The sequence below is a fragment of the Streptomyces sp. NPDC056169 genome (genome assembly GCF_042268445.1).
Classification (GTDB): Bacteria; Actinomycetota; Actinomycetes; order Streptomycetales; family Streptomycetaceae; genus Streptomyces.
Genome location: NZ_JBHJUO010000008.1, coordinates 216208 through 238477, shown reverse-complemented (window position 1 = coordinate 238477; position 22270 = coordinate 216208). Strand labels below are relative to the sequence as shown.

Annotated in this window: 22 protein-coding genes and 1 tRNA gene; 17 read left to right on the top strand and 6 right to left on the bottom strand. The window is 70.7% G+C overall.

All coding sequences use genetic code 11. The features are described 5' to 3' along the window. The first annotated feature begins 72 nt into the window (after nucleotides 1–72). The 4 genes from ACFC0G_RS15365 (at nucleotide 73) to ACFC0G_RS15350 (ending at nucleotide 3093) form a co-directional block, all read left to right on the top strand. On the top strand, nucleotides 73–561 hold the full coding sequence (locus ACFC0G_RS15365; protein WP_376402973.1) for a DUF1269 domain-containing protein: 489 nt from the start codon (nucleotides 73–75) through the stop codon (nucleotides 559–561). Between the two features lie 142 nt (nucleotides 562–703). Then, nucleotides 704–1798: a chemotaxis protein gene (locus tag ACFC0G_RS15360; protein WP_376402970.1), complete on the top strand. Its 1095-nt coding sequence runs from the start codon at nucleotides 704–706 to the stop codon at nucleotides 1796–1798. A 114-nt stretch (nucleotides 1799–1912) separates the two neighbouring features. Further along, complete coding sequence (locus ACFC0G_RS15355; protein ID WP_376402967.1) at nucleotides 1913–2554, top strand: FxLYD domain-containing protein; 642 nt, start codon at nucleotides 1913–1915, stop codon at nucleotides 2552–2554. A 26-nt stretch (nucleotides 2555–2580) separates the two neighbouring features. After that, on the top strand, nucleotides 2581–3093 hold the full coding sequence (locus ACFC0G_RS15350; protein ID WP_376402964.1) for a DUF1269 domain-containing protein: 513 nt from the start codon (nucleotides 2581–2583) through the stop codon (nucleotides 3091–3093). A gap of 131 nt (nucleotides 3094–3224) precedes the next feature. Here ACFC0G_RS15350 and ACFC0G_RS15345 read toward each other — a convergent pair whose 3' ends face one another. The 3 genes from ACFC0G_RS15345 to ACFC0G_RS15335 form a co-directional block, all read right to left on the bottom strand. Continuing rightward, nucleotides 3225–4493 (bottom strand): arginine deiminase, encoded by a 1269-nt coding sequence (locus ACFC0G_RS15345; protein WP_376402961.1) that lies wholly within the window; start codon nucleotides 4491–4493, stop codon nucleotides 3225–3227. Between the two features lie 67 nt (nucleotides 4494–4560). Next, nucleotides 4561–6021, bottom strand: coding sequence for a basic amino acid/polyamine antiporter (locus ACFC0G_RS15340; RefSeq protein ID WP_376402958.1), 1461 nt, complete (start codon nucleotides 6019–6021; stop codon nucleotides 4561–4563). A 290-nt stretch (nucleotides 6022–6311) separates the two neighbouring features. Then, a tRNA-Arg gene (locus ACFC0G_RS15335) sits at nucleotides 6312–6384 on the bottom strand. Between the two features lie 205 nt (nucleotides 6385–6589). Between ACFC0G_RS15335 and ACFC0G_RS15330 the strand changes: the two genes are divergently transcribed. Continuing rightward, nucleotides 6590–7678, top strand: a complete 1089-nt coding sequence (locus ACFC0G_RS15330; RefSeq protein ID WP_376402955.1) for an ROK family protein — start codon at nucleotides 6590–6592, stop codon at nucleotides 7676–7678. A 16-nt stretch (nucleotides 7679–7694) separates the two neighbouring features. On the opposite strand, the gene ACFC0G_RS15325 is transcribed toward ACFC0G_RS15330, so the two are convergent. Then, nucleotides 7695–8507, bottom strand: a complete 813-nt coding sequence (locus ACFC0G_RS15325) for an rRNA adenine N(6)-methyltransferase family protein (protein ID WP_376402952.1) — start codon at nucleotides 8505–8507, stop codon at nucleotides 7695–7697. A gap of 197 nt (nucleotides 8508–8704) precedes the next feature. Then, the gene (locus ACFC0G_RS15320; protein WP_376402949.1) at nucleotides 8705–9721 is read right to left on the bottom strand and encodes a LuxR C-terminal-related transcriptional regulator; all 1017 of its coding nucleotides are present in this window, start codon (nucleotides 9719–9721) and stop codon (nucleotides 8705–8707) included. Between the two features lie 236 nt (nucleotides 9722–9957). On the opposite strand from ACFC0G_RS15320, the gene ACFC0G_RS15315 reads away from it, so the two are divergent. Further along, on the top strand, nucleotides 9958–11085 hold the full coding sequence (locus ACFC0G_RS15315; protein WP_376402946.1) for a hypothetical protein: 1128 nt from the start codon (nucleotides 9958–9960) through the stop codon (nucleotides 11083–11085). Between the two features lie 59 nt (nucleotides 11086–11144). Here ACFC0G_RS15315 and ACFC0G_RS15310 read toward each other — a convergent pair whose 3' ends face one another. Then, on the bottom strand, nucleotides 11145–11894 hold the full coding sequence (locus ACFC0G_RS15310) for a phytanoyl-CoA dioxygenase family protein (protein WP_376402944.1): 750 nt from the start codon (nucleotides 11892–11894) through the stop codon (nucleotides 11145–11147). A gap of 81 nt (nucleotides 11895–11975) precedes the next feature. On the opposite strand from ACFC0G_RS15310, the gene ACFC0G_RS15305 reads away from it, so the two are divergent. The 11 genes from ACFC0G_RS15305 (at nucleotide 11976) to ACFC0G_RS15255 (ending at nucleotide 22220) form a co-directional block, all read left to right on the top strand. After that, nucleotides 11976–13007 (top strand): helix-turn-helix domain-containing protein, encoded by a 1032-nt coding sequence (locus ACFC0G_RS15305; protein WP_376402942.1) that lies wholly within the window; start codon nucleotides 11976–11978, stop codon nucleotides 13005–13007. Nucleotides 13008–13152: 145 nt separating this feature from the next. Continuing rightward, nucleotides 13153–13314 (top strand): hypothetical protein, encoded by a 162-nt coding sequence (locus ACFC0G_RS15300; protein ID WP_376402939.1) that lies wholly within the window; start codon nucleotides 13153–13155, stop codon nucleotides 13312–13314. Nucleotides 13315–13507: 193 nt separating this feature from the next. Next, nucleotides 13508–14437 (top strand): polysaccharide deacetylase family protein, encoded by a 930-nt coding sequence (locus ACFC0G_RS15295; protein ID WP_376402936.1) that lies wholly within the window; start codon nucleotides 13508–13510, stop codon nucleotides 14435–14437. Nucleotides 14438–14494: 57 nt separating this feature from the next. Further along, nucleotides 14495–15754, top strand: a complete 1260-nt coding sequence (locus ACFC0G_RS15290; RefSeq protein ID WP_376402933.1) for a hypothetical protein — start codon at nucleotides 14495–14497, stop codon at nucleotides 15752–15754. Continuing rightward, a complete protein-coding gene (locus ACFC0G_RS15285; protein WP_376402930.1) occupies nucleotides 15747–16406 on the top strand; it encodes a hypothetical protein in 660 nt (219 codons plus the stop codon). Before ACFC0G_RS15290 ends, ACFC0G_RS15285 begins: the two co-directional genes overlap by 8 nt. Nucleotides 16407–16550: 144 nt before the next feature. After that, the gene (locus ACFC0G_RS15280; RefSeq protein ID WP_376402927.1) at nucleotides 16551–17213 is read left to right on the top strand and encodes an HAD-IA family hydrolase; all 663 of its coding nucleotides are present in this window, start codon (nucleotides 16551–16553) and stop codon (nucleotides 17211–17213) included. A gap of 7 nt (nucleotides 17214–17220) precedes the next feature. Continuing rightward, nucleotides 17221–18507 (top strand): MFS transporter, encoded by a 1287-nt coding sequence (locus tag ACFC0G_RS15275; protein WP_376402924.1) that lies wholly within the window; start codon nucleotides 17221–17223, stop codon nucleotides 18505–18507. Between the two features lie 3 nt (nucleotides 18508–18510). Next, nucleotides 18511–19401 (top strand): phytanoyl-CoA dioxygenase family protein, encoded by an 891-nt coding sequence (locus ACFC0G_RS15270; protein ID WP_376402922.1) that lies wholly within the window; start codon nucleotides 18511–18513, stop codon nucleotides 19399–19401. Between the two features lie 210 nt (nucleotides 19402–19611). Continuing rightward, on the top strand, nucleotides 19612–20313 hold the full coding sequence (locus ACFC0G_RS15265; RefSeq protein WP_376402919.1) for a hypothetical protein: 702 nt from the start codon (nucleotides 19612–19614) through the stop codon (nucleotides 20311–20313). Between the two features lie 26 nt (nucleotides 20314–20339). Next, nucleotides 20340–21092: a hypothetical protein gene (locus ACFC0G_RS15260; RefSeq protein WP_376402916.1), complete on the top strand. Its 753-nt coding sequence runs from the start codon at nucleotides 20340–20342 to the stop codon at nucleotides 21090–21092. Between the two features lie 57 nt (nucleotides 21093–21149). Continuing rightward, the gene (locus tag ACFC0G_RS15255; RefSeq protein WP_376402913.1) at nucleotides 21150–22220 is read left to right on the top strand and encodes a Gfo/Idh/MocA family protein; all 1071 of its coding nucleotides are present in this window, start codon (nucleotides 21150–21152) and stop codon (nucleotides 22218–22220) included. The last annotated feature ends 50 nt before the right edge of the window (nucleotides 22221–22270 follow it).

Genomic DNA, 22270 nt, shown 5'->3' with positions numbered 1-22270 from the left:
GCGAACCATCCTATTTCGGGCAAAGATGTCGAATCGTGGACCGGCTGTCGTCGAACCTTCTGGAGGGCAGGGATGTCCGAGCTCATCGTCATCGGATACGACGATCCCGACGTGGCCGAGAAGGCGTTCGGCACCGTGCAGGAGCTGCAACGCGACTACGTCGTGCACCTGAACGGGCTCGCGATCGTCTCCGTCGACGCCGACGGCAGGACCCACGTCGACACGACGAGCCGCATCGTCGGCGTCTCCGCCGCCTCGGGCGCCCTGTGGGGAGCGATCTTCGGGATCCTGTTCCTGCTGCCCGGCGTCGGGCTCCTGACCGGTGCGGCACTCGGCGGCCTGGTCGGCAAGCTCAGCAAGTCCGGTGTGGACGAACGGTTCCGCGAGCAGGTGCGGGATCTGCTGAAGCCGGGCTCGGCGGCGGTCGTGATCATGGCTTCGAAGATCACGGACGACAAGTTCACCGCGGCGATGCAGCCGCACGGCGGCACGGTCCTGAAGACGTCGCTCAGCGACGAGGACGAGAAGGAACTGGCCGAGCAGCTCGCCGGCCCCCAGTAGCGACCGCGTAGCCCCCCGCCCGTACCCCCTCGTAGCCCGCCCCTCGTCGCACCCGCCCATAGCCCCCTCGTCGCACCGAACCCCTCGCCGTACCCCGCGTCACGGCCCCGGGATCCCGGGGATTCCCACGAAAGGTTCCTTCATGCACCCCGCGCTCGACTCCGACGCCCTGGCCGAGCTGCGCCGGCCCCGCCCCTACCCGGCCGTGTCGGTCGTGATGCCGACCCACCGCCGTGAGCCGGACAACGCCCAGGACCCCGTACGGCTGCGGAACCTCCTGGCCAAGGCGGCGAAGGCCGTCCAGGACGACCCGGGCGTGACGCGGGAGCGGCGCGCGGACGTGCTGGAGCAACTGGAGCGGGCCGCCGCCGAGATCGACCTCGTCCACGCCGAGGACGGCCTGGTGATCTACGCGGCCCCCGGAGAGCACCAGGTGTGGTCGGTCGCCCGAACGGTCCCCGAGCGGGTGGTCGTCGCCGACACCTTCCTCACCCGCAACCTCGTCGCGGCCCAGGCCGCCGAACGGCCGTACTGGGCACTGACCCTGGCGGCGGACCGGGTGTCGCTGTGGAGCGGCGGGCCGGAACGGGCCGTCGAGCACACAGCGGACGGCTTCCCGCTGACGCGGAGCCTGGAGGACCCGGACGCGGAACGCAAGGAACAGGTCGGCGACCTCCCGAGCACCTTCCGCGACGAGGACGCGCGCACCTTCTACCGCGACGCGCACGAGGCCCTGCGCACCGTCCTCGCCGCCGAGCCCCGCCCGCTGTACGTGCTCGGGGAGCCGCCCGCGGTCTCCCTCCTGGAGGAGACCGGATCCCTGCCGCTGGGCACGACGTCCCTCCACCAGGGCGGCCTGGGGCGCGGGCCCGAGGCGGCCGTGCGCAAGGCCGTGGCCCCCCTGCTCGCCGCCCACGAGGCGGCCCTGACGGCCACCGTCGTGGCCGAGCTGGACGCGGCACAGGGCCGACGGGAGTACGCCGGCGGTCTCGACGAGGTGTGGAAGGCCGTGAAGGAGGGCCGGATCCGTCTGCTGGCCGTCGAGGAGCACTACCGCACCGCCGTCCGCGACGCCGGCGACCACCTCGAACCCGCGGACGCCTCCGACCCCGGCTCCCGGGACGACATCGTGGACGAGATCGTCGAACAGGCCCTGGAGACCGGCGCCGAGGTGAGGTTCGTACGCGACGACACCCTGGCCGGCAACGGCCGCGTCGCAGCCGTACTGCGCTACTGACCGCGACGGGACCACCAGGCCTCACCCAACCCAACGCAACCCAACCCACCCCAACGCAACGCAACGCAACGCGATCAGGACCCGACCCCACCCATCACGCCGGAGGAACCCACCGTGAACCCGTCATCGTCCCGCGGGAGGCGACCGCTCCGCGTCCGGGCCGCCGGCGCCGCCGTGGCCGTCGTCGTCACCGCCCTCGGCGCGGCCGCCCTCGTGTCCTGCGACTCGGGCGGTGACGACACCGGCGGCCCGACGTTCAGCGAACGCCCCACGGCGCCCGACACGGCCTCCTTCTCCGGTGAGCATCCCTCCTCCGTCGCCTCGGCGGCGAAGTCGGCGGTCGCGTCCGTGCAGGCGTCGGCGTCGTCCGCCGCGGCCTCGGCCTCCGCGCGGGAGGCCGAGCGCAAGGCGTCGATCGGAGCCGAGGTCGAACGCTCCCGGCAGGCGGCCCAGGACGCGCTCAAGGGCGTCGAGGGCAGCGGGAACGCCCTGAGCGAGGTCGGGATGACCGGCAAGCCCCGGGCCGACACGGGCGGCCTGCTCACCGTCGTCGTCACCATCACCAACAACACGGACGCGACGGCGTCCTACGCGGCCCAGGTCGACTTCCTCGACCCCTCGGGCAAGGTCGTCGAGACGCAGTTCGTCGGAGCCGAGGACCTTCCGCCGGGCGAGCGGAAACAGCCCCTGGCCATCAGTCGGCAGCCGGCCGACACACCGCTGACGCCGAGGCTCACCAAGGCGCAGCGGTACTGAACGCAGAGACCCAGGAGGAGAACCGCATGTCCGAACTCATCGTCATCGGCTACGACGACCACGCGGTCGCGGCCAAGGCCTTCAAGGCGGTCCAGAAGCTGCGTGACGACCACGCCGTCGAACTCAAGGGCCTCGCCGTCGTCAGGGTGGACGCGGACGGCGAGACCCATGTGGACACCCCCAAGAAGTCCGAGGAGGTCGCGCTCTCGGCCACCGCCGGCGCCCTGTGGGGGCTGGTCCTCGGCATGGTCATCCTCACCCCGGGGATCGGTGTGGTGGGTGCCGCGGTCGGGGGCCTCATCGGCAAGCTGAGCCAGATGGGCGTCGACAACGGCTTCCGCAACAAGGTGAAGGAGCTGCTGGAGCCCGGCTCGGCGGCGGTCGTGATCATGGCCTCCCGGATCACCGAGGACCGGTTCGCCGAGGCCATGGAGCCCTTCGGCGGCACCGTCCTCAAGACCACGCTCCCGGAGGACCGCGAGCGGGAGCTCGCCGAACAGCTCACCGGCTCCGGCTCCGACGCCGAGACGGCGGGGTGACCCGGAGCCGTACGGCCGTACGTACCACCGCTCGGCTCGGAACGGACGCCCGCAACCCGCGGGCGTCCGTTCCGGCGTCTTCCGGCGTCTTCCGGCGTCCGTTCGGCGTCCGTTCCGGCGTCCGATCCGGATCAGAAGTCGACCGCGTCGCGGACCAGCGGGCAGGTCATGCAGTGGCCGCCGCCCCGCCCGCGGCCGAGTTCGGCGCCGACGATGGTGATGACCTCCACGCCCGCCTTGCGCAGCAGGGTGTTGGTCTGGGTGTTGCGGTCGTAGGTGAAGACGACGCCGGGTTCGAGGGCGACGGCGTTGTTGCCGCTGTCCCACTGCTGGCGTTCGGAGGCGTACACGTCGCCACCGGTCTCGATCACCCGGAGCCCGGGCAGCCCGAGGCCCTTGGCGACGACGTCGACGAAGGGGGTGGTGCCCTCGTCGATGATCTCCACGCCCGGCGCCTTGTCGCTCGGGCGCAGGGAGAACGTGCGAACGGCGTCCATGATCGTCGGGTAGAGCGTGACGATGTCGCGGTCGGCGAAGGTGAAGACGGTGTCGAGGTGCATGGCCGAGCGCAGCTTCGGCATGCCGGCGACGATCACGTGCTGGGCCGCCCCGTTCGCGAACAGGGAGGCGGCGACCTGGGTGATGGCCTGGCGTGAGGTGCGTTCGCTCATGCCCATGAGGACGACTCCGTTGCCGACGGGCATGATGTCGCCGCCTTCGAAGGTGGCCTGGCCCCAGTCCTGTTCGGGGTCCCCCCACCAGACGGTCGAGCCCTTGAAGTCGGGGTGGAAGGCGTAGACGGCCTTCATGAGGAGGGTCTCGCCGTGCCGGGCGGGCCAGTACAGCGGGTTCAGGGTGACGCCGCCGTAGAGCCAGCAGGTGGTGTCGCGGGTGTAGAGCGTGTTCGGCAGCGGCGGCATGAGGTACTCGCGGGCCCCCACGCCCTCCCGGGCCAGCGACACGTACCCGGAGCGGAACTCGTCGGGCAGGTCGGCGGTGGACAGTCCGCCGATGAGGAACTCGGCCAGCTCGCGTGGGGGGAGGGAGTCGAGGAAGGCCCGGGTGTCGTCGACCAGACCGAGGCCGACCTCGTTGGGGACGATCTTCCGGTCGAGGAGCCACGCCCTGGCCTCGGGGAGGGCCATGGTCTCGGCGAGCAGCTGGTGCAGCTCGACGACGTCGACACCGCGCTGGGTGAGCTTGTTGACGAAGTCGGCGTGGTCGCGCTGGGCGTTCTCCACCCACATGACGTCGTCGAAGAGCAGGTCGTCGGAGTTGGTCGGGGTCAGCCGCCGGTGCGCGAGGCCGGGGGAGCAGACCAGGACCTTGCGGAGCCGCCCCACCTCGGAGTGGACGCCGAGCGCGGACGGGGCGGTGCGGGAATCGGTGGGGGTGGTCATGGTCAGCCTTTCCGATGGAGCGTCGGACGTGTCTTCTCGGAGGGGGCCGGAGGTTCCCGGCGGGGGGTCAGAGCTCGATCCAGCCGACGGCGAGGGCGACGACGCCGATCACCGCCCCGATGACGGAGACGGCGCAGATGACGGCCTCGCCGGGGGAGAACAGGCGCCGGTTCTGCTCGCGCCTGGCCTTGATGAACAGGAAGGTGGCCGGGGCGTAGAGGATGAACGAGACGAGGACGAACTTGAGGCCGGCCGCGTACAGGAGGAAGGCGGTGTAGAGGGTGGCGAGGGCGCCGACGACCAGTTCGCGCCGGGTGCTTCGCCCCGCGACGTTCTCCGCCCCGGGCCTCCGCGCGATCTTCACGGCGAACGCGGCGGCCAGGAGGAACGGGATCAGGCTCAGGGCGCTCGTCAGGTCCAGCGCGAAGTTGAAGGCGTCGTCGGAGAAGGCCGTGACGATCAGTACGACCTGGCTGAGTGCCGTCGTCATCAGCAGCGCCGGGACCGGGACGTCGTCGCCGCTGGAGCGGCCCAGGAAACGGGGCATGTCCTCGTCCTTGGCGGCGACGAACAGTACCTCGGCGGCCATCAGCGTCCAGGCGAGATAGGCGCCGAGGACGGAGATGATGAGGCCGACGCTGACGAAGACCTTGCCCCAGGTGCCGACCGCCGCCTCCAGGACGCCCGCCATGGACGGCTGGCGGAGCTCGGCGATCTCGCTCATCGGCAGGATGCCGTACGACACGATCGTCACCGAGGCGAAGACCGCGAACACGCTGACGAAGCCCAGGAGGGTGGCCCGCCCGACGTCCTCGCGGCGCTTGGCGTGCCGTGAGTACACGCTCGCGCCCTCGACGCCGAGGAAGACGAAGACGGTGGCGAGCATCGTGCCCCGGACCTGGTTGAACAGCGAGCCCGCGTAGTCGGCGCCCGCGAAGTTGTCGGCGAAGACGGACGGATCCAGGTAGACGAGCGCCAGGACGATGAAGACGAGGATGGGGACGACCTTGGCGACGGTCACGATCCTGTTGATCGCGGCCGCCTCCTTCACCCCGCGGCGGATGAGGAGGAAGAACCCCCACAGCCCCGCGGAGGACAGGACGATGGCGAGGGCGGTGTCGCCGTCGCCGAGCGCCGGGGCGATCGCCCCGATCGTCGACATGATCAGGACCCAGTAGGTCACGTTGCCGACGCAGGCGCTGGCCCAGTAGCCGAAGGCCGAGAAGAAGCCGAGGTACTCGCCGAAACCCGCCTTCGCGTACGCGTAGACGCCGGCGTCGAGGTCCGGCCGCCGCACCGCGAGGGTCTGGAAGACGAAGGCGAGCATCAGCATGCCGAGGCCGGCGACCGTCCAGGCGATCAGCGCGCCGGCGACGCCCGTCTCCTGGGCGAACCGCCGGGGCAGCGAGAAGACACCGGCCCCGACCATGGAGCCGACCACCATGGCGGTGAGCGTCAGCAGGGTGAGCTTGGCCGTCGGCGGTGTTCCACCGGAGGCGGTCTCGGTATCGGTGTCCGCACGGGTCATGGGGTGTCCTCGTAGACGGGGCCGGTGCCGTTGCGACAGCGGCTGGGACCTGGGCGGCACATGCCCAGCAGCCAGGACCGGCCGACGCCTCAAGGAAGCGGCCGACCGGACGCCTCGACCGCCCATTGCCACGAAAATCTAATCCGAATGCCCCGCTTTGTCCTGATAAACACGAGCCCGTACGCCACCAGGACCTCTCGACTGGCACCCCCGCCCGCCCACCCGGCTGCTGCGCCCACCCCGAACGCCAAAGGGCACCCCTCGACATCGAGAGGTGCCCTGTGCGCTTGTGCCCCCGGCAGGATTCGAACCTGCGACACCCGCTTTAGGAGAGCGGTGCTCTATCCCCTGAGCTACGAAGGCGTGGCGTGCTTGCCGCCGCCAGTGTAGCGGGTGGTGTGCTTGGCGCACGGTGGAGACCTTCATGGCAGGTAGTGGACTTGCACGTTGGTGCGCCGGGATGCGCTGGACCCGGTCGGCGGGGCTGGTCGAGCATGGAATGTGTGGTGGGGCGGGGCGCGTGTCAGGTGTTCGTGTGCCGGGAGCTGGGGACTAGGGCGGTGGGTCCATGGGGCGTCATGACGTGTCGACGGCCGGTGGGACGGCGGCGGTCGGGGTTCGGCAGATCCGGGAGATGAACGACGAGGCGGCGCTGTCGGCGCTGCTTCGGCGAGGGCGGGCCACCGCGGGGGAGCTGAGTTCCGAGCTCGGGCTGTCCCGGCCCACGTCCTACGCGCTGCTGTCCCGGCTCGAAGCCGCGGGGCTGGTCGTCGAGACCGGGCGTCGCGGGGGGAGGACCGGGCCCCGCGCGAAGGTGTACGAGGTCGCCCCGGGGCTGAACCAGATCGTGGGGATCGAGCTCTCCTCGACGCGGATCACCGTGGCTGTTGCGGATCTCGTCGATCTTGTGGAATGTGCGGGCCGGCCTCTGGCCACTGCTTCCTGGCCGCTCCTTGAGCGTGAGCCCGAGGCCGTGGCGCGGTTGGCCGGAGCTCTTGTGCGGCGGTTGAGCGGGTCCCTTCCCGCCGGGGGGCGCGCGGTGCGGCACGCCGTCGTCGGGCTTGAGGCCGTTCTGGATCCGGAGACGAACGCCGTGACCTCGGCGGTGGTGCCCGAGTGGGAGAAGCCCCGCTTCCGGGAGCTGCTCGCCAGGGAGCTGCGTTCCGAGGTGACGTTCGCCCGGGGCACGGAGCTGGCCGCGATCGCGGAGAACACCGAGGGCGTCGCGCGGGGCGCCGGCTCCTGTGTGCTGTTCACGGCGGGGGAGCGGGTCGGTGTGGCCGTGTCCGTGGACGGGGTCGTGCGCCGGGGGGCCCGGGGGCGTGCCGGGGATGTGGGGCGCGTTCCGCTCTTCTCGGCCGGTGAGCTGTCGCGGCGGTACGGGGCCGGGGTCGCGGCCGTCCTCGCGCCCGTGGTGGTGGTCCTCGATCCCGAGATCGTGGTGCTGGCAGGGCCGCTCTGCGCGGCCGGCGGCGAGGTCCTGCGCGGCGAGGTCGAGCGGGACCTCCGGGGCCTCCTGCCCTCCGTGCCGCGCGTGCTGCTGTCCCGGCTCGGTGATCAGGCCGTGCTCCGTGGCGCCCTCCACGTGGGACGGCGCCATGCCCGGGAGTCCGTCTACGAGACCGCTCGCGTGTACGCGCTGTCGTCGGGACGATGACCGGCGCGGCACTCCCTCAGCGGCGCTTTCGGCCGCCCCGGCCTCGGGCGCCCTGCGTGCGGCCGCCGTGGGTTCTGGCGCCGGGCGGGGGGTTGCGGGCCATGTAGAGCTCCACCCAGTCCTGCGGATCGAGTTGCTTGACGAGCGCGCCGGCCGGGACCTGGGCGCGGCGCAGCCAGTGGCTCGTCGAGCCGCGGGCCGCCTTGCGGAGCGCCGTGCCGATGTCGGCGTGGCCCGTGTCGTACACCGCCGCGACGAAGTCCTGGTAGGTGCGCCGCTCCCGCCAGTCGATCTCCCATTCCTCCCGGGGGATCACGAACAGCGTGGACGTGTCCGCCCGGGGGACCGGCTGGAAGGCCTGGCGGGGGAAGGCCCGGCCCTCGTGGAAGGTGTACCAGGGCCACCACTGGGCGTTGAAGGAGTTGCCCCCGTACCGGCCGACGCGCTTCGAGACGTACTCCTGCTGCATGAGGAAGACGGCTTCGAGGAGGGAGTACGGGCTGAACTCGAGGCATCGGCGCAGGATGTCGGTGCCGGTGCCGAAGGGGAGGTTGCCGATGGCCACGAAGGGGTCCTCGTGGGGTTCCCATTCGAGGAAGTCCCCGCACTGCACGTCGACGTTGGGGAGGCCTAACGCCGTGACCTTCTCGTGCCAGTGCTCGTCGATCTCGACGGCGACCACGGGATGGCCCAGGCGGGACAGGGAGGTCGTGATGCGGCCGGAGCCGGGGCCGATCTCGACGACGCACCGGGCGTCCTCGGGGTACGTCAGCTGCTCGGCGAAGGCGCCGGCGTCGGAGGGGCTGCGGAAGAAGTTCTGGCTGAACACCCTTCGCCGTGTCCCGGGATCGGGGTCCGGCGCGATCCCCTCGGGCTGCGGGCGCGAACTCCCCCGCTGTGGATGGAGAGTTCCGGAGACGTTCGGCCGGTCGGCCTTTCGCGTCGACTTGTTGGGCATCCCTGAGTTCCAGCCTTATGTCCGTGCTGATGTCCGTGCTGAGGTGTGTGCTTGGCGCGCGGCGTTCGTTATTTCTGGGCGTCCGGCTGGCGGGCCGCGGGGTCCAACGCGCCCGTGCTGGCGGCCAGATATCCGCCTTGGAACCTGCTGTTCGCCCCCATGCCCTGGAGGAGTTCGGCTATGTGGCGGCGGCAGGTGCGTACGGAGACGCCGATGCGGCGCGCGATCAACTCGTCCTTGTTGCCCTCGATGAGCATCTGGAGGATCGTCCGCTTGGTGTCGTCGAGGTCGTCGGCGAGCGGTTCGGTGAAGGGGTCGGCGCCGTGCCATAACTGGTCGAAGACACTGCAGAGGAACTCGACGATCGACGGTTCCCTGGTGAGCACCGCACCGTCCTTGCCGGTGTGCGCCGGAATGAAGGCTGCTTCGCGATCGAAAATGATCATGCGTCCGAAGAGTTCGCCCACGGTCCTGACCTCGCCGCCGATTTCCTCGATGGTGGAGACGTACTGCTGGGTGGGAAAGCTGAATCGCGCGGTGTGCTGATAAAGGACGCGCATGCGGACGCCCCGTGCCAGCATGGCGCGGTCGCGCTCCACGGCTTCCTTGAGGATGTGGGAAGGCCGGCCACCTCCCGGCTGGATGGTCATGACCTCCTTCTTGCACTGCGCGGCCATCCGGGAGAGCACGGAGACGACGGTCGGAGCGTCGTCGAGAATGTCCACGGCCTCGCGGGGGCGGCGCAGTTGCCGCCTTTCGAAATAGAGCGGTAAGAGGGAGGAGAGGTCCGAACGGATCTGCTCGGCCGCTTCCTTGTAGCTGCGGATCTCGGCTTCCAGCGGGGTGATCAGCTGGGCGACGGCCGCCTCCGGACTCACGGGGACCAGTCGGCTGTCCACGCTGCCGATGGGGCGGAGAAGATGGAGGGAGAGGAGTTTCCGCAGCGTCTGTTCGACCTGCGCGCGAGGCAGTCCGGTCATCTCCGGGACGGCTTCGGGGTCGAGGTAGCCGTGATCCAGGGCGAGCTGGTAAACCACGGTGCAGAATTTGTCGAGCTGTGGAACGGGACGTTCGCGGTCGGACATCCATCCCCCCTGATTTCGAGTCTTCGCCAGATTGGGAACCGGTTTCAGGTGGGTGCGTCGGACGCGCTGGAAGCTCCGATCCCGGCCGAGCCTCGGTAGCCCCAATCCCCGGTAAACGAAAGGGACTTGATCCTTCGCAATCGTAGTGGATCAGCCTAGCAGCTCGCCCGGACGGGTCAAGATGATTAAGGCGGGCGTGAGCAATAGCGCCTCATGTGCGCATTTGTCATCGGAATATGGAATCTTTCCGTCAATATCTTGCCGTGTCGGAGAGGAATCGAACCTGCATTTGGGGGAGAGGGGTGGCGGGTGGCCGGCGGGTCGGAGCGCTTCACCAAGCTGCACGACCTCTAGCTGTCACATGTCCCGATGGCCTGGCCTCCGGTGCGGCGGCGCCCTACCGTAAATCCACTATGAAGAAATTGGATTCCCGATCCGTCGTCGTGCTCGCAAGAGACCGGGACGACTTCGACCTGAAGGTCCTCTCCTCGATGCTGGGAAGTCGTGGGATCGAGTTGCAGATCGCGGACCCGTTGGATCTCGCCATCCAGTGCGAAGGCCCCGAGATCAGAATGTGGAACAACGACTCGCCGGTCCGTCCGGGCCTCGTCATCGGCTGGCGGAGCGGGGGTGCGGCCCTGCATGCGATAAAGCAGTTGGACGCGATCGAGCAGGCGGGCATCGACGTGCTCAACTCGGCCGTCGTTCTGCTGCGCGGGCTCAGTCCGTTCCTGAAGAGCGTCACGTTGCAGACGAATTCTGTGCCGCACTATCCCATCATCTCGGGAAAGGCTCCCTCGGGGGTGATGAGCATGGCGGACAGGGTCGGATATCCGATGGTCGCCCGGCCGCTGATGACCCGGGATCTGGACGCGAACGCGGCGGTGCGCGGTCAGGACATCGTCTTCGAGGACGCGTCCACGCTCAAGGAGTTCGTGACCGGGAAGGCGGCCAGCGGGCATTTCTACATGCAACTTCGGCCGCCCAGGACCGGGCAGCGGCTGAGGGTGTTCTGTGTGAACCATCACCCGGTGGCCTGTCTGCCCGACGTGCCGGACGAGCGGCAGTCCGATCCGCTGGCGATCCTCTCGGAGCCGGCTGCGCACGTGGCCGGCCTCGCCTCCCGGGCGATCGGCGGCCACCCGTCCATGGTCGAGATCTCGGAGGACCGGCCGGGCAGCCGCAACTGGCGGGTCGAGGACGTCACGGTGTGTCCCGGACCGGACCCCGATCTGTCGAGATCAGGCCTCCACGAGACCGTCATGCGGGCGCAGGCCCGGTTCCTGGCCGCCCGGCTGGAGGAGGGCCCGGCGGCGCGGGGCGGCCGGCGGTCGTGGTCCGCGGCGCACGATTCGTGGGCGTAGGTGTGTGGGCGTAGGTAGGTGGGTGGGTGTGTGGGCGTGGGTGTAGGGGGTGGGGGTGCTCAGGTTTGTGCGAGTCCGTGGTCCATGCCCTCTCGGCGTTCCAGGGCGACCATCGCCGCCGGGCGGAAGTTGAGGAAGTAGGCCCGCCGTTGGCGGTCCGGTGTGGTGTTCCCGCGCGAGTAGTGGAGAGTACGTCCGCCGTGGGCGGCGGCGAAGCCCGGCTCCAGCTCCACCCAGGTGGCGCCGGGATCGGTCTCCGACCCGTCGCACTCCAGCGCGTAACCGGTGCCCGCCTGCCGGTGGGGGCGTACGGGGCCGAGGTGCGAGCCCTTGATGTACCACATGCAGCCGTTGTCGAGGACGGCCTCGTCCAGGGCGACCCAGATCGAGGCCTCGCGCTGGTCGGGAAGGTCGATCTCGTAGGAGATGTCCTGGTGCCAGGGCGTGACGGTGTCCGTGCCCGGGGCCTTGTTGATGAGCATGTCGAAGTCGAACTCGGCGTCCGGGCCGATGAGTTCGCGGGCGAGCGCCAGAGCCCGTCCGTGCAGGGGGAGATCGAGCAGCTCGGGCGCCAGGACCGACGGCCACATGATCTGGGTGATGCGCTCCGGGGCGCCGTCGGGGCGGTCCTCGCCCGCGAGGTCGCAGCGCTTGGTCCCGCAGTGGATCTCTCCGTTGAGGAACCGGTCGTAGATCTTCAGGTAGGCCCGGACCTCGCCGGGTTCCAGTAGCCGGCCGAGCTCGGCATAGCCGTCTCGCCGAAAGGCGGCCCGGACGTCGGGGGCGGTGAGCGCGGTGATCGTGTTCATGGTCGCGACGGTAGGCCGGTGGACGAGAGGTGGCGTTCCTCCCTCTCCTGCGGAATCTCGTGGACACGAAGGAGGGCGCGCGTGCTGCCGACCGGTCGTACCACCGCGGCTCCGGCCGAGGGGCTGGGCGTCGTGACCCTCTCCGGACGGGGGCTCGACCCGCTGCTGACGTTCCGTCACCATCGGTACCCGGACGGCTGGTCGGCACGTTCCGTGCGACGTGACAGTAGCCGCATTCTGCTGGTCCTCCCGTCGCGCGGCGGCATCGGGTGCGAGGTCGACGGCCAGTCGTACAGCCTGCGGCCGGGGCAGTCGCTGCGGATCCCGCCCGGTGTCGCGTACCGGACCCGGCACGCCCGGCCCCACGACGCCTGCTGGACGCTCGCGATGGGCGCGCCGCGGGGCGCGCCCGCGGTCACCGCGCTGGAGCGGGCCGCGGTCCTGCTCGCCTCCGCCCCCGGGCCGCTGCTGCGCCGGACCTCGCGGGAGGCCGACGCGGCCCTGGCCCGGCTGCGGGTCCCCCGGCAGCCCGTCCACTGGCTGGCCGAAGGGCTGTGGGAGCACACCCTCGCCACGCTCGTGCTGCTGCTCGCCCGTGAGCACGCGACGGCCGTCCCCGCTCCTCTCCGGGAGCTCCACCCGGCCGTCGCGCGCGTGATCGGCTGGATCGAGGACCACGTGGAGGAGGCCGTCGACGTCGCCAGGCTGACGCGGATCTCGGCGCTGTCGACGAGCAGGTTCTACGACCTGTTCACCTCGCAGGTGGGCACGAGCCCCAAGGACTACGTGCTGCGGCGCAAGACGGAGGTGGCGCGGGACTGGCTCCTGGCGGACCCCTCGGTGACGGTGACCCAGGTGGCTCACGCGCTGTCCTTCTCGACCTCGCAGCACTTTGCCACGGTCTTCCGGCGCTACCAGGGCACGTCGCCCTCGGGCGTGCGCCGGCCGGCTGCGGCGACCCCAAGTGGAACATACGTACGACTTCGGGAGGTGCAGCTCGGCGGGCCGGCCGGTGGGGAAACGGAACAGTGCGAAACGCCCGTACGCCGCTCCATTCGGCCGGCCGGAACTCCGTCACGCACCGGCTTCTCCGCCCGCCCGTCCGGTTGTTGACATGCATCTTGTTGAGGCCGGGGCGTGTAGACGGAGGTCGGAGCGATGGTCAATAGTCGATTGGGCCAGAGGCGAACGGGAGTTCCGGACAGCGGGACCCGGTGATCTGGTTCCATTCCTCGACAACGCAAACGGGAGATTCGACGTGCACTCTGAAAGGCTCGCCGGTGTCATCTGCGCAGTCATCGCCTGTGTCGCCCTCGCGTACTCCGGAGGACACACCGACGAATCCGACGCCGGCAGCACCACCCACACGGCGTCCGCGATCAACGGCCAGGACATCGGGGACGACACCGGCTGGGGATGAGAAGCGAATACACCCGGCGCGCCTAGGGTGGGAAAGCGGTATGCGAAGCGGTACGGAGAGTGGTCCAGCAGGCTTTGAGGGGGGAGCTGAGATGTGGTCGGCCGGAATCTCGTGGGACGTCCTGGGATACGAAGTCTCCTGTGTGCACGACGACGGCAGAGTGCTCCGCCCCGCACGTTTCGCGTCGAATGAGGTGCCCCTTCTCGCCGCCTATCTGAACGGGATGTGCGGCGACCGGGTGATCGCTGTCGTCGACAGCACCAACGGCCTTCTCGACGGCCCTCTGCGCCATGCGGGAATCCGTGTCTTCCGGGCCGATCCGTGGGATCTTCCGCAGCGTCCGGTCGCCGGATCCGTCTCCGCGCACGCCCTCGCCCTCCGGGGGAGGGAACGTGCCGGCGGACTCGTCGAGACCGACACCGAGAACGGCACGCTGAAGGGCCGCTTCGACGAGCTGGACCGGGGCGTCGAGAGCAGCGCACCGCGGGAGGCCGAGCTCACCCGGCGGGGCTACTGCCTCACCCGCGGCGCCACGACCGCCCCCAGAGTGGCGCTGACCTTCGACGACGGACCCAGCGAGCCCTACACGGGCCAGGTCCTGGACGTCCTGCGCGACTACGGCGTGGCCGGCACGTTCTTCTGCGTGGGACTGCACGCGAGTACGGCCCCGGGGACGCTCTCCCGGATCCGGGAGGAGGGCCACGCCATCGGCAACCACACCTGGTCGCACCCGTTCCTTCCGGACCTCACGCACGACGAGATGCTGTTCCAGCTGGACGCCACCAACAAGTCCATCGCCGACGTGACGGGTGAGGCTCCCACGCTCATTCGTCCCCCTTACGGCTCCCGCACTCCCGAGACATTGCGCTGGACCGCGGACCACGACATGACCACGGTGCTGTGGGACAGGGATTCGTGGGACTGGGCAAAGCCCGGCCCGGAAACCATCGTGGAAAACGCGCTGGACGGAATCTCCAACGGCTCGATCGTGCTCATGCACGACGGCGGAGGCGACCGTTCACAGACGATCGCGGCGCTTCCCGTGGTCATCGAGTCGCTCCTGACCGACGGATTCCGGCTGGTGACCGTCGACCAGTTGCGCGGCAGCCTGCTGCAGAGCTGAAGAAAAGGACTGCGAAAGATGCCTGCCCCACCCGAAATACGTCTCAGTACCGTCGTCATGCATCACCCCTCGCGCGCCGCCGAATTACCGGAGCTGCTCTCCCGGCTCGCCGCTCTCCGGCCGCGCGTCGTGTGCGATCCCGACCCTTCCGGCCCCCCGAGCCCGCTGCGTACCGCGAAACTCGCCTGGGCCGCCATCGAGCCCGGAGCCACCCATCACGTCGTATTCCAGGACGACATCCACCCGGTCGCGGAAATAGCCCAGGACCTGCTCGCAGCGGTGGCGGCCCGGCCGGACCACGGAATATCGCTCTACGTCAACTGGAACAGCCCCCAGAATTCCTACCTGGTCCGCAGAAGCGCCGCTCTGGGCTCTCCCTGGGCCCCCCTCTCGCCCAGGGAGTACACCCCGACCCTCGGCCTGGTGCTGCCCGCCGGCGCCGCCGCCGACCTCGCCGCGTACCTGAGCACCCTGCCCGACCACCTGCGCGACGACGACGAGATGGTCACCCTGTTCTGCCGCGGGGCCGGCATCCCGGTCGTCGCCGCCGTGCCCCACCTCCTGGACCACGGCGGCGACCGGAGCCTCGCGGGCAACGACAACCACGGCTCCCGCCACGCCACGGTCTTCCGGCCGGAGCGGCGCACCGGCAGGGGTCACTGGACGCCGGAGCCGACGGTCGCGGAGCTCCCCGCCCGGCAGCCGGGCTCCGGACCCGCCCCGCGCTACGCCGTGGAGCTGACGGACTCGACCTGCCGCATCCGCTTCGTGCTCGCCGGCGTCGACGAGCCGATCGAGCACCCGCTCGGCTGGTACTGGTACGACTGGTGCGCGCTGCTCGGCATCGACCGGGACCGTGTCGTCGACTCCTGGCGCGCGGTGGTCTCCCCGCCGACGTCGCTTCCCGGTGCCGGCCCGTTCGCCACGACCGGCGACCACGCCGCACTGGGCCTGGAACTGTGGGCCGCCTGCTACCTGTTGGGCGCCGACGCGGCCGGGCTCGCCGAGGGCCGCGACGTGACGGGCACAGCCATCGCCGCACACGCCACCGCCACGCACGCCGCCACCGCCGCTCACGCCACCCCCACGCACGCCGCCACCGCCGCTCGCGCCACCGCCGACCTGGCGCGGAAGGCGGTCGGGTCCTGGGTCGCCTCGGGGCTCGGCGTCCGTGACCACGAGCTCCTCGGCGCAGAGGAGCGACGCGGCCTCGTCGAGCTCGGCATGGCGGCGCTGGACCGGGGATGGCGCGACCGCGCGGCCGGCCCCGGACACCGGCCCGGCACACGGTCCGGACTGGAGCAGGTCCATGCGTGAACCGGCGCTCGCGCTCCCGCAGCGCGCGGCGATCGAGCGGATGGCGCGGCGGGAGGCGGCCGCCCAGCTGCTTCCCGCCCTCGACGCCGCGGTCGTCACGGTCGACGTGCTGGAGTGCCCCACCTGCGGCGGCGGCGAAGAGGCGTCACGCGCCTCCCCGTTGGCGGTGCGGCCGGGCCTCACCGTCTTCGGGGACGTACCGGACCCGACCGCCGTGGTGGGGCCCGCCGTCACCGTCCTGGGGTGCGAGATCCTCACCCCCCGTGCCCTGCTGCCCGCCCTCGTCCTCCGCCACCACGACGGATCCCCCGCCGTGTGGCGGACCCGGGCGGTCGCCTGGGCGCAGTCGGCCGGTCCGGGGGTCGACCGGCGCGGTGACGTGGAGCAGCTCATCGTCGAACTCGCCGAGGAGGAAGCCGAGTCGGACGTGGCCCTCGCTCCGGTGGGCGGCCACCGTCTGCCGCCCCGCACCTCGCCGCGGGCGCTGGTCCTCCCCGCGTCGACCCGGCTGAACCCGGCCGCCGTGGGGCTGCGGGAGAGCGCCCCACCGGCCGCCCGCTTCCTCTCCCCGCACCTGGACGGGCCCCAGGCACAGCTTTACGAGAAGGCCTACCGCGGCTCTCTCTTGCGCGTGGTCGCCGCCCACCTGTGATCGCCGGCCACCTCTGATCGCCTCCCACCCGTGATCGCCGCCCACCTGTGAGTACCTCCCACCTGCGATCGCCGCCCACCTGTGGCGGCCGCCCATCTGTGACCGCCGTCGGCGATCAGGCACATCCCCTACCGAGGAGCTTCGATGTCCCCGTCTACCTGGACCGGCAGCGCCATCCTCTTCGACCTGGACGGAACGCTGGTCGAATCCATGAGCACCATCGAGCGGCACACCCGGCTCTGGGCGCTGCGCCACGGCCTGGACCCCGACCACACCCTGGAGGTCTGGCACGGGCGCCGTGACAGCGACGTCATCGCCGACTTCGTACCCCCCGACCAGGTCGAGGCCGAGCTCCAGTGGATGCGGGACCTGTCGTGCCGCGACGTCACGGGCATAGCCGCCGCACCGGGCAGCCGGGAGCTCGTCGCCGCGCTGCCCGAGGACGCCTGGGGCATCGTGACCTCCGGCGAGCGCGAGGTGGCCCGGTGCCGGCTGGCCGCCGCGGGCATCCCGGAGCCCCGGGTCCTGGTGTCGGCGGACGACGTCGTGAACGGGAAGCCGCACCCCGAGGGCTTCCTCAAGGCCGCGGCCGCGCTGGGCGTCGATCCCACCGGCTGCCTGGTCTTCGAGGACGCGATGGCGGGCGTGGAGGGCGCGCGGGCGGCCGGCATGGAGGCGATCATGCTGGGCGACGCGGCGACGTCCGGTGCCGGTGTCCGCTACCTGTCCGGCTTCAAGAAGGTGCGCGCGGCCGTGGCCCCGGAGCCCGGGACGCCGAGCCGCCTGCTCCTGCGCTTCACGGCCTGAGCCGGCCGTGACCATCACCCCCACCGCCCCGGTCGACCCGCGGTCACGGCTCGGCGGCGCGTACCGGGCCACGGCCGTGACCTTCTTCCTCAACGGACTGCTGCTGTCGACCTGGTTGATCCGGATCCCCTCCATCAAGGAGGCGACCGGGCTCGGCACCGGCGCGTTCGGCACCGTGCTGATCACCCCGGTGATCGTCTCCCTGCTGTCCATGCAGTTCGCGGGCCGCCTGCTGGCCCGCACGAGCAGCCGGACCTTCGTCCGGGTCAGCGTGGTGGCGACGGCCGTCGCCCTCGTGGCGACCTCCCTGGCCCACACAGGGCTCCAACTCGCCCTGGCGCTCGCGCTCTTCGGGATCTTCGACGGTCTGCTGTTCGTCGCGTCGAACGTGCAGGGCGTGGCGGTGGAGCGGCTCACGGGCAGGCCCTGCCTGAACTCGTTCCACGCCGCGTGGAGCATCGGCAACCTGTCCGGGGCGCTCGTCGGCAGCGCGTTCGCCTGGTTCGGAGCCGGTACGACGACCCAGTTCGTCCTCGTGGCCCTGCTGGCCACGTGGGCGTCCGGCGCGCTCCTCCGCCCGCTGCTCCCGCCGGCCGAGGCCCCGGCGCCCGGTGCGGAACCGGGGTCCGGTTCGCAAGCGGGGTCCGGTCCGCAACCGGCATCCGGGCCCGGGTCCGGCGGGTGGCGTGCGGGCTGGAACGGCCGGGTGCTCCAGCTCGGACTCCTCGGGCTGTGCTGCCTGGTCGCCCAGGGGGCCCTGGAGGACTGGGGAGCCGTCTACCTCCGGGAGGAGCGCGGCGCCTCGACCTTCCTGGCCATGGCCGGCCTCGTGGCCTTCAGCGGCACGCTCGTCGCCGGCCGTCTGATCGGCGACCGGCTGCGCGAGAAGTACGACGACGGCACGCTGCTCCGCGCGTTCGCGCTGCTTGCGGCGGCCGGCCTCGGACTCTCGCTGGCGACCTCGTCGTACGGGGTGTCCCTCGCCGGATACGCCCTGTTCGGCGCCGGGCTCTCCGTACTCGATCCGATCGTGTCGAGCGCGGCGGGACACGCGGCGGCCGACGACCGCGAGGAGACCATCGCCTCGGCCGTCGCGCACGTGGCGACGCTCAGCCACACCGGGCTCCTGCTGGGGCCGCCGGCGATCGGCTGGCTCGCGCACGGGGTGGGCCTGACCCGGGCCCTGGTCCTCCCGGCGCTGCTCGTGCTGGTCGTGGCGGCGGCGGCGCCCGCCGTCTTCCGGGCCCTGAGGAACAGCGCACCCACACAAGGACACATCTCAGCCGAAAGGTAACCGGTGACCAGTCTGCCTACCAGCCTGCGGAACACCCCCCTCACCTCCGACGAGATCGCCCGGTTCCACAAGGACGGGTACCTCCACCCCAACCCCGTCCTGACGCAGGACCAGATCGACACCGTCCTCCAGGCCGTCGACGAGCACCGCGCGGGCCTCTTCGACTCGAAGACGTTCGAGCTGACCGACCCCGTCGCGATCCGCCGCAGCCAGGGCGAGGAGGGGCAGGACGTCTTCGAGTACGAGAGCAACGAGGGGACGGTGGGGCACACCTTCTCGTTCCTGTTCAACATGCGCCTGCGCGACGAGCGCATCCGCGACCTCGCCGCCGACCCGGTGATCGCCGGCATGGCACGGCAGCTCCTGGACGCCGACGAGGTCGTGATCATGGAGGACAACGTCGTCGTCAAGGAACCGGGCTCGAAGCTGCTGCCCTTCCACCAGGACTACTCGTACTGGCCGCTGGCGACGCCCGACGCGGTGACGGTCTTCATCGCCCTGGACCGGATCACCGTCGACAACGGGGCCATGATGGTGGTCCCCGGTTCGCAGAACGCCGGCGAGCGCCTGCCCGTGTCGTTCGGCGAGGTCGAGTCGTACATGAAGGACGAGCGGCCGGGCGTGCCCGAGGTGCCGGCCGACCCGGCGGCCGAGGGGCATCCGGTCTCGTACATCGAGCTCCAGCCGGGCGAGTGCTCCATCCACAGCTCGATGGTGTGGCACGGGTCGACGCCGAACACGACGCCGAACCGGCGGCAGGCGCTGATCCTGCGCTACGTGAAGGCCGGGACGATCTGGCTCGGCAACGAGCGCTTCCCGTACGACGAGGTGCAGTGCGCCGTCGGCGACCCCATCGGCGGACCGGTCTTCCCGGTCGTGCCGACGGCCTTCTAGGGCCGCCCGTCCGTCGACCGGCTCGCCCGTCCGCCCGTCGATCCACCGGGGCCCGCCCGTCCGTCGATCGACCGGCCCGTCCGCCCGCCCGTCCGCCCGTCGATCCACCGGCTCGTCCGCCCGTGCGGCGCCCGGTCCCGTTCCCGTGGGCCGGCGCCGCACCGGGGCGGCGCACCCTTCCCCGATCCGTACCAACCGAACGGAGGCGTGATGGAATCTCCGCGCATTCCCCAGCCGAAGATCATCCTTGAGGGAACGCATCTGACGCGCAAGACCGACATCGCCTTCGCGCTGGCGGAGCACCCCCGGATCATCGGCGAGCGCAAGCACCGGTGGCACATCCCGCTGGTCTCCTCGGAGTGGGACACCTTCTCGGACGAGCAGCCGACGAAGGCGAACCCCGGGCGCAGCATGATCGAGTACGAGCCGTACCAGGAGGCCCGGGCGCTGGAGGCGTTCCACACCTACACCCGGCTCTTCGAACTCCAGCGGGACTACTACTGGATCGTCGACCGCTTCCACATCTCCACGCTGTCCTACCAGTCGACGGAGCGGGGCCGGGAGGTCGACTTCGACTGGCTGGAGGAGCGGCTGCTCGCCCTCGACTTCCACCTGGTGCTGTGCAGCCGGCGCCCGGAGACCTTCGAGCGGGCCAGGGCCGAGCGCCTCGTCTACTCGGAGAACCCGCGGCGCTACGACGACCTCCAGGTCTTCGTCGACGAACAGGACACGATGCGCCGGTTCTTCGAGAAGTCACGCCTTCCGAAACTGGAGATCGACGTCTCGGACCACGACGAGCACCGGGCGGCCGACAGCATTCTCGACTGGGTCGAATCGACCGGCGGATTCTGGCGCAAGGAAATCGACGAAGAAGCAATCGGAAACAACGACACGACTGGGGGAGCGCGTTGAGCAACTCGGCAGGAATTCAGGTCGGAATGCCGGACGTCGTCGCCGCCTCCTCCTTTCCGCAGTACGCGTACGGGACCCTGCTCGCCGCCTTCCTGGCCCGCCGGCTGGGGCTCGGCGAGGTCTCCGTCGCGGAGCTGGGGGTGGCCGGCGGCAACGGTCTGGTGGAGCTCGAACGGGTCGCCGCCGAGATCGGCGCGGCGCAGGGGGTGAAGGTCGGCACGTACGGCTTCGACCTCGGCAGCGGCATGCCCACCCCCGTCGACCACCGCGACAACCCGTCCATGTGGCAGCACGGCTTCTTCAGGATGGACGAGGACCTGATCAGGTCCCATCTGACCTCGGCCGAACTCGTGCTCGGCGACATCGCCGACACCGGCCCCCGCTTCATGCGGTCGGGGGCGCCGCCCATCGGGTTCCTCTCCTTCGACCTCGACTACTACTCCTCGACCGTGGTCGCCATGAAGGCCCTGCTGGACGAGTCGCCCGAGCAGTACCTCCCGCGCATCGTCTGCTACTTCGACGACACCGTGGGACCGCACGAGGAACTGCACTCCGAATTCACCGGCGAACTGCTGGCCATCAAGGAGTTCAACGCGGCGCACGAGCACCGGAAGATCGGCCGGATCAACGGCCTCCGGTACAAGCTGCTGCCTATGACGGAATCCAACGACGAATTCTCGTGGATCGAGGGAATGTATGTCCTTCACCTTTTTGATCACCCGCTCTACAACCAGTACGTCTACCCGGAGGCCGACCGGCAGTTCCCCCTCGGCGGCTGAGGGCGCGGCGGCTCACGGCCAGGAGACTCGCGACGAATCGGAGAGGCAGGGAGAGCGGTGGGATTCCGGCAGCTGGTGGAAGAACCCGGGCCTGTGGGGGCGCGGCAGGGGAAGCCTGGGCTCCGGGGCGCTCTGATCGGCTACGGCACGATCGCCGAGGGCCATCTCACCGGGATCTCGCGGACGGACGGCCTGGAGATCACCGCGGTGGTCGACGTGTCCCCCGCGCGCCGGGCGGCCGCGCGCCGCGAACTGCCCGGCGTCCGGGTCTTCGCGGAGCTCGACGAACTCCCCGTGGAGGAGCTCGACTTCATCGACGTGTGCACGCCGCCCCACGCGCACCTCGACGGCATCCGCTTCGGACTGCGCCACGACCTGGCGGTCCTCTGCGAGAAGCCGCTGCTCCTCGACCGGCAGGAGCTGGAGGCGCTGGAGCCGGCGGAGAAGGCCAGTCGCGGATTCCTCTTCCCCTGCCACAACTACCGGTTCGCCCCCTCCGTGATCGCCATGAAGGCGGCGCTGGACGGCTGCGGGGCCCCGGACGGCGACTTCCGCGGACACTTCCGCACGCTGCGCACCTCGCACGCCCGGGGGACGGCCGACTGGCGGCCCGACTGGCGGCGCGAGCGGTCCGTCGGCGGCGGCGGGATCCTGCGGGACCACGGCCCGCACAGTGTGTACCTCGCCGCGCACCTCGTCGGCTCGCGGCCCGACCGGGTCCGCTGCGACCTGCGCCGCCCCGAGGGCGGCCCGTACGCCGACACGGAGGAGTACGCCTTCCTCTCGCTCTCCTTCGCCTCGGGCGCCGTCGTCGACTTCGAGCTGGACTGGACGGCCGCCGGCCGGCAGACCAGCTACCTGGTCTCCGGCTCCTGGGGTCATGTGCGGCTCATCGACGACGAGTTGGAGCAGTGCGTCGACGGGGCGGCGCTGCGGAGCCGGCTGCCGTCGGACTTCAACGACCCGCGGCACGGCAACTGGTTCAAGGGCGTGTTCGAGGAGTTCCTCGCGGAGGTCTCCGAGGGCGGCCGGAGCGCCCGGCTGCGGGAGGACGCCGCCGTCACGATCCGCGTCATCGAGGCGGCCTACCGGTCCGCGGCGCTCGGCGGCCCCTGGATCGACGTGTAGCCCGGCGACGCGTCACCCGCCGTTCGAGTGACCCGCCGTTCGAGACCGAC

Coding starts and splice junctions, on each gene's coding strand:
- ACFC0G_RS15365 (WP_376402973.1), top strand. CDS start 73: ATGTCCGAGCTCATCGTCATCGGATACGACGATCCCGACGTGGCCGAG.
- ACFC0G_RS15360 (WP_376402970.1), top strand. CDS start 704: ATGCACCCCGCGCTCGACTCCGACGCCCTGGCCGAGCTGCGCCGGCCC.
- ACFC0G_RS15350 (WP_376402964.1), top strand. CDS start 2,581: ATGTCCGAACTCATCGTCATCGGCTACGACGACCACGCGGTCGCGGCC.
- ACFC0G_RS15345 (WP_376402961.1), bottom strand. CDS start 4,493: ATGACCACCCCCACCGATTCCCGCACCGCCCCGTCCGCGCTCGGCGTC.
- ACFC0G_RS15340 (WP_376402958.1), bottom strand. CDS start 6,021: ATGACCCGTGCGGACACCGATACCGAGACCGCCTCCGGTGGAACACCG.
- ACFC0G_RS15330 (WP_376402955.1), top strand. CDS start 6,590: ATGGGGCGTCATGACGTGTCGACGGCCGGTGGGACGGCGGCGGTCGGG.
- ACFC0G_RS15320 (WP_376402949.1), bottom strand. CDS start 9,721: ATGTCCGACCGCGAACGTCCCGTTCCACAGCTCGACAAATTCTGCACC.
- ACFC0G_RS15315 (WP_376402946.1), top strand. CDS start 9,958: ATGGAATCTTTCCGTCAATATCTTGCCGTGTCGGAGAGGAATCGAACC.
- ACFC0G_RS15310 (WP_376402944.1), bottom strand. CDS start 11,894: ATGAACACGATCACCGCGCTCACCGCCCCCGACGTCCGGGCCGCCTTT.
- ACFC0G_RS15290 (WP_376402933.1), top strand. CDS start 14,495: ATGCATCACCCCTCGCGCGCCGCCGAATTACCGGAGCTGCTCTCCCGG.
- ACFC0G_RS15285 (WP_376402930.1), top strand. CDS start 15,747: ATGCGTGAACCGGCGCTCGCGCTCCCGCAGCGCGCGGCGATCGAGCGG.
- ACFC0G_RS15280 (WP_376402927.1), top strand. CDS start 16,551: ATGTCCCCGTCTACCTGGACCGGCAGCGCCATCCTCTTCGACCTGGAC.
- ACFC0G_RS15265 (WP_376402919.1), top strand. CDS start 19,612: ATGGAATCTCCGCGCATTCCCCAGCCGAAGATCATCCTTGAGGGAACG.
- ACFC0G_RS15260 (WP_376402916.1), top strand. CDS start 20,340: ATGCCGGACGTCGTCGCCGCCTCCTCCTTTCCGCAGTACGCGTACGGG.